The organism is Kitasatospora sp. NPDC093679, from assembly GCF_040683455.1.
GTDB classification, from domain to species: domain Bacteria; phylum Actinomycetota; class Actinomycetes; order Streptomycetales; family Streptomycetaceae; genus Kitasatospora; species Kitasatospora arboriphila.
Genome location: NZ_JBFBDW010000007.1, coordinates 196,502 through 210,349, shown reverse-complemented (window position 1 = coordinate 210,349; position 13,848 = coordinate 196,502). Strand labels below are relative to the sequence as shown.

At 74.2% G+C, this 13,848-nt stretch carries 12 protein-coding genes and 1 pseudogene; 8 read left to right on the top strand and 5 right to left on the bottom strand.

What is annotated here, in order from left to right:
• Positions 1–333 (top strand): annotated as a pseudogene (locus tag AB0O09_RS09195) (dolichol-phosphate mannosyltransferase); the annotation flags it as partial.
• 92 nt (positions 334–425) lie between these two features.
• Positions 426–1,469, top strand: coding sequence for a YhjD/YihY/BrkB family envelope integrity protein (locus AB0O09_RS09190; protein ID WP_363540893.1), 1,044 nt, complete (start codon positions 426–428; stop codon positions 1,467–1,469).
• 93 nt (positions 1,470–1,562) lie between these two features.
• On the opposite strand, the gene AB0O09_RS09185 is transcribed toward AB0O09_RS09190, so the two are convergent.
• Positions 1,563–4,124: a hypothetical protein gene (locus tag AB0O09_RS09185; protein ID WP_363540892.1), complete on the bottom strand. Its 2,562-nt coding sequence runs from the start codon at positions 4,122–4,124 to the stop codon at positions 1,563–1,565.
• Positions 4,125–4,522: 398 nt separating this feature from the next.
• Between AB0O09_RS09185 and AB0O09_RS09180 the strand changes: the two genes are divergently transcribed.
• The 3 genes from AB0O09_RS09180 (at position 4,523) to AB0O09_RS09170 (ending at position 6,677) form a co-directional block, all read left to right on the top strand.
• On the top strand, positions 4,523–5,251 hold the full coding sequence (locus tag AB0O09_RS09180; RefSeq protein ID WP_363540891.1) for a GPP34 family phosphoprotein: 729 nt from the start codon (positions 4,523–4,525) through the stop codon (positions 5,249–5,251).
• A gap of 356 nt (positions 5,252–5,607) precedes the next feature.
• Positions 5,608–6,471 carry a helix-turn-helix transcriptional regulator gene (locus tag AB0O09_RS09175; RefSeq protein ID WP_344626387.1) on the top strand — a complete coding sequence of 288 codons (864 nt, stop codon included), beginning with the start codon at positions 5,608–5,610 and terminating at the stop codon, positions 6,469–6,471.
• On the top strand, positions 6,468–6,677 hold the full coding sequence (locus AB0O09_RS09170; protein WP_344626388.1) for a DUF397 domain-containing protein: 210 nt from the start codon (positions 6,468–6,470) through the stop codon (positions 6,675–6,677). The genes AB0O09_RS09175 and AB0O09_RS09170 overlap by 4 nt, the downstream gene beginning before the upstream one ends.
• Before the next feature lie 32 nt (positions 6,678–6,709).
• On the opposite strand, the gene AB0O09_RS09165 is transcribed toward AB0O09_RS09170, so the two are convergent.
• Positions 6,710–7,807, bottom strand: coding sequence for an ADP-ribosylglycohydrolase family protein (locus tag AB0O09_RS09165; RefSeq protein ID WP_363540890.1), 1,098 nt, complete (start codon positions 7,805–7,807; stop codon positions 6,710–6,712).
• 346 nt (positions 7,808–8,153) lie between these two features.
• Here AB0O09_RS09165 and AB0O09_RS09160 point away from each other — a divergent pair, with 346 nt between their 5' ends.
• From AB0O09_RS09160 to AB0O09_RS09150, 3 genes are all read left to right on the top strand, one after another.
• On the top strand, positions 8,154–9,377 hold the full coding sequence (locus AB0O09_RS09160; protein WP_363540889.1) for a DUF2092 domain-containing protein: 1,224 nt from the start codon (positions 8,154–8,156) through the stop codon (positions 9,375–9,377).
• Positions 9,378–9,475: 98 nt separating this feature from the next.
• Complete coding sequence (locus tag AB0O09_RS09155) at positions 9,476–10,402, top strand: ABC transporter ATP-binding protein (RefSeq protein ID WP_344626390.1); 927 nt, start codon at positions 9,476–9,478, stop codon at positions 10,400–10,402.
• Entirely contained in the window at positions 10,389–11,270 is an 882-nt protein-coding gene (locus AB0O09_RS09150; protein ID WP_363540887.1) for an ABC transporter permease, read from the top strand. The genes AB0O09_RS09155 and AB0O09_RS09150 overlap by 14 nt, the downstream gene beginning before the upstream one ends.
• Before the next feature lie 36 nt (positions 11,271–11,306).
• Here AB0O09_RS09150 and AB0O09_RS09145 read toward each other — a convergent pair whose 3' ends face one another.
• From AB0O09_RS09145 to AB0O09_RS09135, 3 genes are all read right to left on the bottom strand, one after another.
• Positions 11,307–11,747, bottom strand: a complete 441-nt coding sequence (locus AB0O09_RS09145; protein ID WP_363540886.1) for a hypothetical protein — start codon at positions 11,745–11,747, stop codon at positions 11,307–11,309.
• Between the two features lie 177 nt (positions 11,748–11,924).
• Positions 11,925–12,932: an EamA family transporter RarD gene (gene rarD / locus AB0O09_RS09140; protein ID WP_363540885.1), complete on the bottom strand. Its 1,008-nt coding sequence runs from the start codon at positions 12,930–12,932 to the stop codon at positions 11,925–11,927.
• A gap of 98 nt (positions 12,933–13,030) precedes the next feature.
• Positions 13,031–13,831 (bottom strand): TetR/AcrR family transcriptional regulator, encoded by an 801-nt coding sequence (locus tag AB0O09_RS09135; RefSeq protein WP_363540884.1) that lies wholly within the window; start codon positions 13,829–13,831, stop codon positions 13,031–13,033.
• Between the last annotated feature and the right edge of the window lie 17 nt (positions 13,832–13,848).

The window sequence follows — 13,848 nt, the reverse complement described above, 5'->3', positions numbered from 1 at the left end:
GTCACCGGCGGCTACCGCGCCTTCCGCAAGGAGACCCTCCTCGGCCTCGGCATGGACGAGGTCGCCTCCGCCGGCTACTGCTTCCAGGTCGACCTCGCCTGGCGCGCCGTCCGCAACGGCTTCAAGGTCGCCGAGGTCCCCATCACCTTCGTCGAACGCGAACACGGCAACTCCAAGATGAGCCGCAACATCGTCGCCGAAGCCCTCTGGCGCGTCACCACCTGGGGCATCGGCTCCCGCATCGACAAGATCACCGGCGCGGTCTCCGGCGGAGCGAAGAACGCGGGCGGGAGCGCGGGCGGGAGCGCGCGCAGCAAGGCGGACGCGAACTAGGTTCCCGCCCGTCGGAGCGGGTGCGGGGCACCACCGGCGGGGCGAGCATGGGGCTGGGTCACGCAGGGTGCCCGCTCGCGGAGGGAGCCGGTGTGGCAGCGTCGCAGCAACCGGGGATGCGGGCCAGGGCGGCCGAGAAGGCCAGGTCGCTCAAGGCGGTACCCGACCGCGTGCCGCTGATCGGCCGCGCACTGCACCAGGTCGTCCGGGTCAATCTGCTGGACTGCGCCACCCGTCTGGCCGCACAGGCCTTCCTGAGTGCGCTGCCCGCGCTGATGGCACTGGCGGTGTTCGCCCCGGCCTCGATCAAGGAGGGCGTGGTCTCCTCGCTCCGCGAGCAGCTCGGCCTGAAGGGGGCGGCGCAGCAGCAGGTGGCGCAGTTCCTGGACACCGGGCACGACGACGGGGTCTCGCAGAGCTTCGGCGCGGTGGGCGTGATCATCACCCTGCTGTCCGCGACCGCGCTGAGCCGCGCCGTGCAGCGGGTGTGCGAACGCTGCTGGGAGCTGCCGAAGGCCTCGCACCGGATCACCGCCTGGCGCTGGCTGACCTGGCTGTTGGTGTGGCTGGTCGTGCTGGTGTTCCAGCACGCGCTGCACGACGGCTTCGGCGCGGGTCTGTGGTTGGGCATCCCGCTGACCTTCGTGATGGACGCCGCGCTCTGGTGGTGGACGCAGCACCTGCTGCTCGCCGGGCGGATCGCCTGGCGGCTGCTGCTGCCGGGCGCGCTGCTGTGCGGGGTGGCCGTGGTGGGGGTGAACGCGGCGGCCGCGGTGTACCTGCCGCACGCGGTGACGCAGAGCGTCAGCCGGTTCGGCCCGTACGGGGTGGTGTTCACGCTGCTGTCCTGGCTGATCGTGATGTTCACCGCGGTGACGTTCGCGATCGCGCTGGGCCGGGTGCTGACGCAGGAGCCGGGGGTGGCGGCGCTGCTGGGCGTCGAGCCGACCGCCCCGCCGGGGTCCCTGGCGGGCATCGGGACGGCGGGAGCACCGGCGGGCGCGGGGTCGGCCGGAGGGGCCGACACAACGGGTACGACGGGTACGGCGGGAACGGCCGGAGCCGGGCCGGGGGCCGCGGGGGAACAGAACGGCGGCTCCCCGCCGGGCTCCGCGGCGGGCCCGGCCCCCGGTTGAGGCGCCGGACACGACGAGGCCCCGCCGTTCCCGCCACGAGGGCGGGGACGGTGGGGCCTCGGTTCCGGTCCGCGGGTGTCCGGTCCGCAGGTGTCAGAGGATGCGGGTCAGCCTCGACAGGATGGACGGCGGGGCCAGGTCGCCCTGCAGGGTGACGGGCACCTCGATCCGGCCCTCGCCCTCGCCCGCGGAGAGGGTGCCGACCTGGGTGCCTGCCTTCACGGTGTGGCCGAGCTTGGTGGCGTCCAGGGTCAGCGTGGCGGTGATGCCTGACCAGCCGGCGACGGTGAGCTCCTTGGCCGCGACGATCGGCACCGAGCCGCCGAGGCCGTCCTCGACCCGGCCCACGACCTGGCCCTGCTTGGCGAGGGTCTCGCCCCGGAGGCCGTTCTGCACCGACTTGATGATCTTCAGGCTGGGCGCCTGGGCGACCTTGGCCAGGTCGACGCCGGCGACGGCCGGCTGCCGCAGGGTGACGCCGATGATCGTCCGCTTGGTGCCGCCGATCTCCTTGACCGCGGCCCACATCAGCGCGGACTGCGCCGCGGTGGAGGAGCCCGTCTTCACGCCGATGACGCTGCCGCGCTCGGTGAAGACCAGGTCGTTGGTGTTCGGGATGCGCACGTTGTTGTACCGCATCTCCGGCTCGGCGACGATCTGCCGGAAGACGTCGTCCTGCATGGCCTTCTCGGCCAGCTTGAGCTGGTCGGTCGCGGTGCTCTTGGTGTCGTCGTTGTATCCGGCCGGGTCGGCGTAGGTGGTGCTGCCCATGCCGAGCTTGGCGGCCTCGGCGTTCATCTTGGCGACGAAGGCCTCCTCCGAACCGGCGTCCCACCGCGCCAACAGCCGGGCGACGTTGTTGGCCGAGGGCAGCATCAGCAGCTCCAGCGCCTGGTACTGGCTGAGCTCCTGTCCCTCGGTCAGCTGGGCGCGCGACTGGTCCTTGTCGGTGGACTCGGTGGCGGCCGCCTTGTCGACCTTGATCTTCGGGCCGCTCTCGCCCTTCTTGAGCGGGTGCGCCTTGAGGATCAGGTAGGCGTTCATCACCTTGGTGACGCTGGCGATGGACACCGGCGTCTGCTCGCCGGAGGTGCCGACGGTGCCGACCCCGATCACCGCGGCGGCGGACTGGCCCTTGGCCGGCCAGTCCACGGCGAGCTGGTCGCCCTGGAAGGTGAAACCGGTGGGCAGGCCGAGCTTGGTCTCCGGGTCCGGGAGCGGGCGCAGCAGTTGGACGACCACCAGGATGCCGAGCACGAAGGCGAGGAAGACGCTCCAGATCGCCGTCCGCTTGGCGGCGCGGCGCAGCGGGCTGGCCGGGCGGGCGCTGAGGGTGGCGAGCACCTCCATCGCCTCGATGGTGTTCTCCGGCAGCGGGACGGGCGCCGGCGCGGGGGCCGGGTCCGGCGCGGACAGCGGAGGCGGCGGCGGGGGCGGGGTCGGGGTCGGCCGGGACTCCGGACGTGCCGGGGCGGGGCGGGGCTCCGGCTCGGCCGCAGGGGCCGGGGCCGGGGCCGGGCTGCCGGCCGGCTTGCGGGTGTCCTTGAGGGCGGCACCGGCCACCTCGCGGCTGTCCCGCATGGCGAGGCGCGGGTCGGTGGACTTCCCCGAGGGCTTGTCGGGGTCCTCGGCCGGGGCAGCGGGAGAGGCGCCGGCGGGCGTACGGGCCTCGGGAGGCAGGCGGAGCGCGCGGGTCGCGTTGTCGACGGGGAGGCGCAGCGCGCGGGTGGCGTTGTCGACGGGGGCGGCGGCCTCCGGGCCCTTCGCGGGCTCCTTCCCGCTCTCGCCCTCGGCCGCACCGGCGTCGGTGCCGGCCTTGGTGTCGGTGCCGGCCTCGGTGTTGGTGTCGCCGTCGGTGTCGGTGTCCTTGTCGGCGGCCGGGGCAGCGGGCTTCGCGGCGGCGGTCTTCTCGCCGGCGGTCTTCTCGCCGGTGGCCGGCACCGACGGGGCGTCGGCGGCCTTGCGGGCCTCGGCGGGGAGCCGGAGCACGGTGGTGGCGTCCGGGGCGGGCGTCGCCGCGGACGCCTTCCCGGCGGCGCTCTTCTCCGCACCGTTCTTGTCGGCGCCGTTCTTGTCGGCGCCGTTCTTGTCGGCGCCGCTCTTCTCGGCGGGCTTGCGGGTCGCGTCGGCGGGGAGCCTCAGCATGGTGGTCACGTCGCTCGGCGGCTGGTCACCGGCCCCGGCAACCTCGGCGGCCTTGGCGGAGCCGGCGGCGGGGGCGGGGGCCTTCCGGACCTCCGGGGGGAGACGCAGTGCGGTGGTGGCGTTGTCCACCGGCAGCCGGAGCGTGGTGGTGGCCTTGTCCCCGGCCGGGAGGCGGAGGTGGACGGTGGAGCCGCCCGCAGCGGCCGCCGCGACGGCGACCTCCTCGTCGGAGTCGGAGTCGGAGTCCGAGTCGGAGTCGGCGTCACTGTCCGCGTCGGTGTCCGCGTCCGCGTCGTCGGCGGTCGCGCCGGCGTCCTCTGCTTCCCCGTCGGACACCGCTTCCCCGTCGGACGCTTCGTCGCCCTCGGACGCTGCGTCGCCGTCCTCGTCCTCCGGCCGGTCGGCCGCGGCGTCACCGGCGTCCGGCTCCGCAGCCTCCGGCTCGGCGGTGGCCGCGGGCTCGGTCCGGTCCGCGGACTCGGGAGCCTTCGCCGGCTCGGTGCTGCGCACCGGTGCGGTCCCCTCCTTCGTCGCCGAACCCTCGGCCGCCCCGTCGCGCCGCTCTGTGTCGGGGGACTCGCCCACTGACCCTCTCCTCCTCGTCCGCCCGGCGGACCGGCTGCCCGCCTCGGCCGGCGGGCCGAGGGCCGCGCCGATCCTTCATTTTTTCCTACGGGTTCTCGTCCCGTCGGGATGTCTGTACAGTCTCCGCCACCGGTGGCGCGTCAGTCGCGCACACCCCGCCCGACCGGCCGTTTTTCTGCCCGTCCGGGCCCGTCCCCGGCTCAGACGCCGGGCCGCGGGGCACCGGTTCCAGCCTGCCGTGCCAAGGTCACGATTCGGAGGCGTACTCGACAAGCCTGTGTGAGAGGCGTCACGCTGTCTGTCATCCACGCGGGGAGGCTTGGATGGGCAGGAGCCGCAGAACAATTCCCGAGGAGCTGTTGCTGCTCGCACTGGACCCGGCCACGGGTACCACTGCGCAGCCCCAGACCCTCGACCTCGGACTCGCCGGGGCACAGCTGGTCGAGCTGTCCCTGGCCGGACGCATCGCCCCGGACGGGGACCGGATCGCCGTGGTTCTCGCACGGCCGACCGGTGATCCGACCCTCGACCACGCCCTGGAACTGCTGCGACGGCGCGGCAGTGCGGTCCGGGCGTCGCACTGGATCGGCGGGCCCCGGTTGGGCCTTCGGCAGACGTACCTGGCGCACCTGGAGCGCTGCGGCATGGTGACCGCCGTGCCGGGCCAGATGTGCGGAGTGCTGCCGACGACGCGTTACCAGGCGTCGGACGACTGCACCAACGCCGCGATCAAGCAGCGTCTGGACACCGCGATCCGCACCGGCGTGCCGCCGGACCCGCGGACGGCCGCGCTGGCCGCGCTGGCGCACGCGGTGGGTCTGGGCAAGCACCTCTATCCCGGCAACGAGGGCCGCTCCTCGCGGTCCCGGCTGCGGGACCTGATCCGCTACGACCCGCTCGGCGGGATGGTGGCGCACGCGGTGATGGACGTGCAGAACGGTCTGCCGGCCCAGCAGAACCGCGGTGCGGCCCCGGCGGCGGGCGGGCGTCCTGCGCCGGCGAGGCCGGCCGCGGGCGGGCACCCGGTCGCCACCCGGGTGGGCGCGCGTTGATCGGCCCGCGCCGTAGGTGAGTGCGTGAGGGGCGGCCCGTCCGGCAGTCTTCCTGCCGGACGGGCCGCCCCTCCGCGTGTCACCCGCCGTCCGGGCGTTCGGGGCGCCGTGGCGGGGTAGGAGTGCGGACACCGCGCGGGGGCGGGCTTTTACCGCGCGCGACGACCAAGTGCAAGGCATGCCATCCCGATTACACACTTTTCCGATGATCTGTTCTAGTCCGCTGGGAGGATTCGCCCGCATGGAGCAGAGACAAGATGGCATGCTCTCCACGTCAGGGGGGGTTGGTACCAATTTCCACACTGTTCCGAGGTGCAGCGCTGCCGTCTGTGCCAGAGGTCCGGCCGGAGGTCGATGTGTCCGCCAGCGTCAATCCCACCGTGCGCCGCCGCAGGCTCGGCGCCGAACTCCGGCGCCTGCGCGAGCTCAAGGGCATGACCGCGGAGGAGGTGGCGGGCCGCCTGATGGTCTCCCAGTCGAAGATCAGCCGGCTGGAGAACGGTCGGCGCAGCATCAGCCAACGTGACGTCAGGGACCTGTGCGACGTGTACGAGGTTGCCGACGAGCGGGTCCGCGCCGGGCTGATGGAGATGGCCCGCGAGTCCCGCCAGCGCGGCTGGTGGCACGAGTTCGGCGACATCCCGTACAGCGTCTACATCGGTCTGGAGGCGGAGGCCTCCTCGATCCGGGCGTACGAGTCCTCGTTCGTGCCGGGGCTGCTGCAGACCCGGGAGTACGCGGCGGCCGTGGTCGCCGGCACCTTCCCGGACTACGACGCCCAGGCGGTGCAGCGCCGGGTCGAGGTCCGGATGAAGCGTCAGCTGCGGATAGACGGCGACAGCGAGGACCGGCTCGGCAGCCTGTGGGTCGTCATAGACGAGGCGGTGCTGCGCCGCGAGGTCGGCAGCCGGGCGGTCATGGCGGACCAGCTGTGCCAGCTGCTGGCGCTCAGCGAGCGGCCGTACATCAACCTGCAGGTGATCCCGTTCAGCCACGGGGCGCATCCGGGCATGAGCGGCACATTCTCCCTGATGGAGTTCCCCGAGTCTGCCGATTCGACCGTTGTCTACTTCGAAGGGGTGACGAGCGATCTCTACCTGGAGAAGGAGGCCGACGTGCGCCGCTATACCAATCTGTATGACCACCTGCGGGCCGCGGCGCTCAGTGTCGCGGACAGTCGGTCACTGATGCACACCATTGCAGAGGGGTTCAAGCAATGACCACCACGTCCACGACCAATCTGACCTGGCGCAAGAGCAGCCACAGCGGCGGCAACGGCGCCTGTGTGGAGATCGCCGTCCCGGACACCCGCTCGATCGCGGTACGCGACTCCAAGGACCCGGAGGGCCCCCGACTGGAGTTCTCGAACGCCGCTTGGGCCGCCTTCACCACGGCCGTCGCGGCGGGTGCCTTCGGCGAGGTCTGACGGCGGTGCCGCGACGCGCTACCCGGCGGTCCTCACCCGACCGGGTAGCGCTCCGCCCAGCCCGCGGTGCCGTGCAGTTCGGGCCCGTGCACCAGTTCCAGCGCGAAGTCGTCCGCCATCTCCAGGATCGTGCCGCGTCCCTCCAGCTCCGCCACCAGATCGGCGGGCAGCGCCGTCTCCCCGTGCAGCGCGCCCAGCAGGTTCCCGCAGATCGACCCGGTGGAGTCGCTGTCTCCGGAGTGGTTGACGGCCAGCAGCAGCCCGGACCGCACGTCCTCCGCCACCAGCGCGCAGTAGACGCCGATGGCCAGTGCCTCCTCCGCGACCCAGCCCTCGCCGAGCGCCTCGACCCGCTCCGCGGTGGGCTCGCCGGCCCGGACGGCGTCCAGGGCGGCCCGCAGGGCCGCGGTGGTCTCCTCGTGCGCGGGCCGCTCGGAGAGCAGCGCCAGTGCGAGGTGCACGCCCTCCTCCGGGGTGCCGCCGCGGGCCACCGTGTGGACGATCACCGCGAAGGCGCCGGCCGCCAGGTAGCCGGTCGGGTGGCCGTGCGTCAGGACGGAGCACTCCACCGCGAGCTGGAAGACCAGTCCCGGGTCCCAGGCGGTCAGCAGGCCGAACGGCGCCGCCCGCATGACCGTGCCGCAGCCCTTGGAGTGCGGGTTGCGGGGCGCCTCGACGGTGCCCAGCCGCTCGGCGTCGGGCCCGGAGAGCCCGGTGAGGCAGGCCTGGCCGGGCGCCCGCTGGGCGTAGAGCCACTCCTGGCGGCCCAGCCAGCCGAGGTCTCCCCGGCGCTCGTCCGGGCCCCAGTCCTGCTGGGTGGCGTACCAGCGCCGGTAGGCCTTGTGGACGTCGGTCGGCGGGTGCCAGGTGCCGGCGTCCCGGCCGATGTGCGCGCGGATCAGGCCGTCCAGGGTGAACAGGCTCATCTGGGTGTCGTCGGTGACCGCGCCGCGCCGCCCGTACGCGGGCACGTAGCCGGTCACGCCGAGCGGTCCGTGCGCGGAGCGGATCTTCTCCAGGGAGTCGAACTCGACCCCGGCCCCGAGCGCGTCGCCGACCGCCCCGCCGAGCAGGCAGCCCCGGACCCGACTGCGGAAGTCCTGCTGCTGCGCACGTGACCACAGGGGCATCACGGGTCTTCGCCTTTCGTCCGGGGCGGGCCAGCGGCCGCGGCGGGCCGGGAGCCTGCACTGTATTCGAAGAACCGTACGGGCAGGCGCCGGGGTGGCGGACCTCCACGCCGCCGGCACCCGCAGCTTCCGGCCGTCCCGTGTCCGTCCCGCGGCCGCGCAGGGTCCCTGCCGCGCGCCACCGCGGACGGGCTACGACCGGGGACCGGTCCGACCCTGAGACCGCCTCAGGGTCGGGTGCGACGACGGGCGTACCCGGATCCAGCCCTGCGGGGCGATGCCCGGACGTCCCGCAGCGCCTCTAATGGAAGGGCAAGCAAGCGACGACTCGGAGGGGTTGAACGAGATGGCGGAGCAGGAGCAGGGGGCGCCGAACCGGTCCGGCCGCAGGACGCTGGTGCGGGTGGCCGTTCCGGTCGCGGTGGTGGCGGCGGTGGCCGCCGGTGTCGGCCTGGTGCCGGCGCTGGCCAGCGACTCCGGCCCGAACCTGCCGTCGGTGACGGCGGAGCAGCTGGTGGCGAAGGCGCTGGGTTCGGACACCGAGGCGCTCTCCGGCACCGTCCAGATGAAGGCCGACCTGGGGGTCCCGTCCCAGCTGCTCGGCGCGGCGGGCGGGTTCGCGCAGGGCGCGGGCGGCTCCGGTGCGCCCGGCGGTTCCTCGGGTTCCGGCGGCGCGCAGCCGCAGGCGAAGCTGGCGGAGCTGCTGGCCGGCCAGCACACCCTGCAGGTCGCGGTGGACGGCCCGGACCGGCAGCGGATCGGTCTGGTGGAGGACCTGGCCGGCTACGAGCTGGTGCACAACGGCACGGACGTCTGGGCGTGGGACAGCTCCTCCAACGAGGCCGTGCACCTGACGGCTCCGCAGGGCGCCGCCGGGAAGCGGTCCGAGCGGCCGTCGGTGGCTCCGGTGACCCCGCAGGACGCGGCGAAGCGGTTCCTGGCCTTCGCCTCGGGCAGCACGACGGTCGCGGTGGACGGCACCATGACGGTCGCCGGCCGGGACGCGTACCGGCTGACGCTGACCCCGAAGGGGCAGGGCTCGACGATCGCCCGGGTGCGGATCGCGGTGGACGCGGAGCACGGGGTGCCGCTCTCGGTGCAGGCGACGGCCGCCTCCGGCGGTCCGGTGCTGGACGTGCACTACAGCAAGGTGTCGTTCGACCGGCCGGCCGCCTCGGTCTTCGCCTTCACCCCGCCGAAGGGCGCCAAGGTGACGGAGCACCGGGCCGGCGACGGGCCGGCCGGGCACGGCCTGCCGGACGGCACGTCGCTCGGCAAGCCGTCCGGGAAGCCGGCCGGCGGCGCGCCGGACGTGCAGGTGACGGGCGAGGGCTGGACGACCGTGGTGTCGACCCGGCTGCCGCTCGACGAGGTGTCCGGGCAGGGCGGCCACGGCGCCAAGGGCGGGCCGCAGGGCGCGCTGTCCCTGGTGAAGGCGTTCGGCAAGCCGGTCGGCGGCGGCACGCTGATCGGCACCAAGGTGGTGAACGTCCTGGTGACGGACGACGGCCGGGTGTTCGCCGGCGCGGTGACGCTGCCGGTGCTGCAGCACGCGGCCGGGGTGAAGTAGCCGTGGCCGGCGCCCCTTCTGCGGAGCGGTCGGGCCCGGCGGAGCGGTCGGGGGGTCGGGCCTTCGCGGGCCCGGCCCCCGCCGGCGCGTCCGGGGACGTGATCCGCACCCGCGGCCTGACCAAGCGCTTCGGCGACCGGACGGCGGTGGACGGGCTGGACCTGGTGGTGCCGCGCGGCAGCGTGTTCGGCTTCCTCGGCCCGAACGGCTCCGGCAAGACGACGACGATCCGGATGCTGATGGGCCTGATCGCGCCGTCGGCGGGGTCGGCGTCGGTGCTGGGGGCGCCGATGCCGCAGTCGGTCGGCGCGGTGCTGCCCCGGGTGGGGGCGCTGATCGAGGGCCCGGCGCTGTACGGGTTCCTGTCCGGGCGGGCCAACCTGGTGCGCTTCGACGCGGCCGATCCGACCGCCGATCCGCGGACGAGGGAGCAGCGGGTGGCCTCCGCGCTGGAGCGGGTCGGGCTGTCGGCCGCGGCGGGCCGCAAGGCGCGCGGCTACTCGCTGGGGATGAAGCAGCGGCTCGGGCTGGCGGCGGCGCTGCTGCGGCCGCGGGAGCTGCTGGTGCTGGACGAGCCGACCAACGGCCTGGACCCGCAGGGCATGCGGGAGATCCGCGCACTGGTGCGGGAGCTGGCGGCGGACGGCACGACGGTGTTCCTCTCCTCGCACCTGCTGGACGAGATCGAGCAGGTCTGCACGCACGCCGCGGTGATGTCGCGCGGCCGGCTGGTGGTGCAGGGCACGGTGGCCGAGCTGGCCGCCCGGGCGCAGGGCCGCCTGGTCGTGCGGACGGCCGACGTCGAGGAGGCCGTCCGGGTGCTGAAGGAGCACGGGGTGACGGACCTGCGGCCGGCCGACGGGTCGGTGGACGGTCTCCCGCCGGAGGGCGAGGACGCGCTGCCGGCGGTGTGCGCGGCCCTCGTCGGTGCAGGGGTGCGGGTGCGCGGCTTCGCGGTGGAGCGGGGCACGCTGGAGGACGCCTTCGTGGCGCTGACCGGGGAGGGTTTCGATGTCGCGGGCTGAGACGGTGCCGCAGGGTGCCGCGGTGGCGGCGGGCCGGCCCCGGGCGGGAGCGGCGGGGTACGCGGCGCTGTTCACCAGTGAGCTGGCGATGACCTTCCGCCGGGCGCGGACGATCGCGATGCTGGGCGTCCTGGCGACGCTGCCGGTGCTGATCGGCGTCGTGGTGCGGGTGCACACCGGCGGCAGCCGCGGCGAGGGGCCGGCGTTCGTCGCCCAGGTGACCCAGAACGGGCTTTTCCTGGTCTTTACGGCCTTGGCCGTCACTTTGCCCGTCTTCCTGCCGATGACGGTGGGCGTGGTGGCGGGGGACGCGATCGCCGGCGAGGCGGCCACCGGGACGCTGCGCTACCTGCTGGTCGCGCCGGCCGGGCGGACGCGGCTGCTGGCGGCGAAGTTCACCGCGGCGCTGGTGTTCTGCCTGGCGGCCACCGGGGTGGTGGCCCTGTCGGCGCTGGCCACCGGGGCGGCGCTGTTCCCGCTGGGTGAGGTGACGCTGCTGTCGGGGGACGCGATCGGGGTCGGCGAGGCGCTGCTGCGGGCGGTGCTGGTGGCCGGGGTGGTCGCGCTGTCGCTGGCCGGGCTGGTGGCGGTCGGCCTGTTCGTGTCGACGCTGACGGGCAGTGGCATCGCCGCGATGGCGACCACGGTGGTGCTGGTCATCACGGTGCAGATCCTGGACGGCTTCCCGCAGTTGCACGCGGTGCAGCCGTTCCTGTTCACCCACCGGTGGCTGAGCTTCTCGGACCTGCTGCGCGAGCGCATGTACTGGGACGGCGTGCTGGAGAACCTGGGGCTGCAGGCGGTCTACGTGGCGGTGTTCGGCTCGGCGGCGTGGGCGCGCTTCACCGGGCGGGACGTCACGGTCTGATCCGGCCGGCCCGGCCGGATCGGGGCCGACGGCCCGTCAGCGGACGGGGACCATCCGGGAGGCGGCGGCCGCGCAGGCCAGCACCGGCAGCTGGGCGGGGGCGATCAGGAAGAGCGGCGACCACTCGGGGCAGACCAGGCGGACGCCGGCGGTCAGGCCGTACAGCCGGGCGCGGTGGGAGCCCTTGAGGTCGACCCGGTCGAGCCGGTACGGGCCGTCGAGGGTTATCGCGGGGCGGCCGTGGCGCTGCCACTCGATGCGGACGGTGCCGCCGCTGGGGGTGCCGGTGACCAGCAGGTCGCCGCTCTCGGCGGCGTCGAGCTCCCGTCGGACGGCGGGCAGGCGCAGGGCCGCGCCGCGGGCGAGGAGGTCGTCGGCGGCGTCGCGCAGCGTCTGGGCGGCGCGTCCTGGACCCGTGGCGACACGGCGGAACGGCCGGGCGAGCTGCCCTGTGAGTTGACCCGTGAGGTGGACCATCACAACCCTCCTGTGGCCGTGCGGGCGCCCGCACAGAACGGGGTTTCCGTCGGCCGGCGGCGGTGGCACCCCGGACGTTAGCAGTCCGAGACCTGGGTTGAGGAGATCCGGCGGGGACTTCTTCACAGCGGGATTCCCGGTGCGAACGACCCCTGCGCGGAGAGCGTTCGGGCGGTCTCAGCGGGTGACGGCCGAGGCCGTTCCGGGGGTGGTTCCGGGGGCCTCGGGGACGCCGTCCGCGGGCAGTGCGGCGGCTGCCGCGGCCGCTGCGGCGAGGGCGGCCCGGTCGGCCCGGATCCGGCGCAGCGCGTCGAAGGTGAGGACGGCGAGGGCGGCCCAGACGAGGGCGAAGCCGGCCCAGCGGGCGGGCGGCATCGACTCGTGGAAGACGGCGATCCCGATGAGGAACTGGAAGACCGGTGCGAGGTACTGCAGCAGGCCGAGGGTGGTGAGCGGGACGCGGACGGCGGCGGCGCCGAAGCACAGCAGCGGGACGGCGGTGATGAGGCCGCTGATCATGAGCAGCCCGGAGTGCGCCCAGGCGGAGCTGCCGTCGACGGCGTGGCCGAAGCTGCCCTCACCGCGCACCTGCAGCCAGATCAGGAAGCCGAGGGCGAAGGGGAACATCGCGGCGCTCTCGAGCGCGAAGCCCTCCATACCGCCGAGGGCGACCTTCTTCTTCAGCAGGCCGTAGGTGGCGAAGCTGAGGGCGAGGGTGAGGGCGATCCACGGGGGCCGGCCGTAGCCGACGGCGAGGACGACGACGGCGAGGACGCCGATCCCGACGGCGGCCCACTGGGCGCGGCGCAGCCGTTCGCGCAGCAGCAGGACGCCGAAGGCGATGGTGACGAGCGGGTTGATGAAGTAGCCGAGGCTGGTCTCGACGACGTGGCCGGAGTTGACGCCCCAGATGTAGACGCCCCAGTTGACGGAGACCACCGCGGCGGCCAGGCCGACCATGGCGAGGCGGCGGGGCTGGGCGAGCAGCGGGCGGATCCACGCCCAGCGGCGCTGGACGAGCAGCATCAGGAGCACGGCGGCGAGCGACCAGACCATCCGGTTGGCGAGGATGTCGACGGCTCCGGCGGGCTCCAGCAGGGGCCAGAAGAGCGGGAAGAGACCCCACATGCCGTAGGCGGCGGCGCCGTACCAGAATCCGCGGCCGGTGTCGTGCTCGTCCTTCATGCCGCTCCGTCCCTCACGCGCGCAAGTACCGGGTCGACGGTAGCGGCGGAAGCGGAAGATGTCACGCCCGTATCCACACTTTGGTCATGACAGTTGCCTTACGCACCCGGTTCCGGGCCGGGGCCTCCCCCGCGGCGGCCCGCGGGGTCGAGCGCGGCCAGCCCGTCGAGCACCCGTGGCAGGCCGAAGGCGTAGGCGTGGGCCGCGCTGGAGGCGGCGCCGTGGGCCTCGCCGGCCGCGGTGCCGATCCGGGCGGCGGTCGGGAAGCGCCCGGGGTCGAAGACCTTGGCGAGCAGGTCGGCGTTGCCGGCCCACCACTGCTCGTCGCTCATCGCGCTCTCCTGCTCGGCGGCCCGCTCGTCGGCGGCGGCCCGGGCACAGCTGTGCACGAAGCCGAGCACGAAGGAGAGGGCGGCGTCCGTCTCGACGTCGCCGAGGCCGAGCCCTTCGAGGGCGCACAGCTCGTACTCGTACTTGGCCATCAGGCCGGGGCCGAGCGGGGGGCGGCCGGTGGCGACCTCCGCGACCCAGGGGTGGGCGGCGAACAGGGCGGCGTTGTCGTCGGCGACGGCGGCCGTCCGGGCCCGCCAGCCGCCGTCGGCGGGGGTGCGGCGGGGCATGGCGGCGTAGACGGTGTCGAGCATGAGGTCGAGGAGTTCGGCCTTGCCCGGCACGTAGGTGTAGAGCGCCATCGGGGAGAGGCCGAGCCGCTGGGCGACGGCGCGCATGGTGACGGCGGCGACGCCCTCGGCGTCGGCGAGGGCGATCGCGGCGGCGGCGATCTCGGGCACCGTCCTGGCCTGCCGGGGGCCGCGGCGGCCGGGCCGCTCCTCACCCCCGCCCCAGAGCAGCGCGAGGGTGCGCGCCGGATCTCCTGCACTGCTGCGGTCGCTCGACATGGCCGGAATTCTCCCAC

What these genes read in the sequence shown, in the direction of transcription:
- AB0O09_RS09160 (WP_363540889.1), top strand. Translation starts at nt 8,154, where the DNA reads ATGGCGGAGCAGGAGCAGGGGGCGCCGAACCGGTCCGGCCGCAGGACG.
- AB0O09_RS09150 (WP_363540887.1), top strand. Translation starts at nt 10,389, where the DNA reads ATGTCGCGGGCTGAGACGGTGCCGCAGGGTGCCGCGGTGGCGGCGGGC.
- AB0O09_RS09170 (WP_344626388.1), top strand. Translation starts at nt 6,468, where the DNA reads ATGACCACCACGTCCACGACCAATCTGACCTGGCGCAAGAGCAGCCAC.
- AB0O09_RS09165 (WP_363540890.1), bottom strand. Translation starts at nt 7,807, where the DNA reads ATGCCCCTGTGGTCACGTGCGCAGCAGCAGGACTTCCGCAGTCGGGTC.
- AB0O09_RS09145 (WP_363540886.1), bottom strand. Translation starts at nt 11,747, where the DNA reads ATGGTCCACCTCACGGGTCAACTCACAGGGCAGCTCGCCCGGCCGTTC.
- rarD (WP_363540885.1), bottom strand. Translation starts at nt 12,932, where the DNA reads ATGAAGGACGAGCACGACACCGGCCGCGGATTCTGGTACGGCGCCGCC.
- AB0O09_RS09180 (WP_363540891.1), top strand. Translation starts at nt 4,523, where the DNA reads ATGGGCAGGAGCCGCAGAACAATTCCCGAGGAGCTGTTGCTGCTCGCA.
- AB0O09_RS09135 (WP_363540884.1), bottom strand. Translation starts at nt 13,831, where the DNA reads ATGTCGAGCGACCGCAGCAGTGCAGGAGATCCGGCGCGCACCCTCGCG.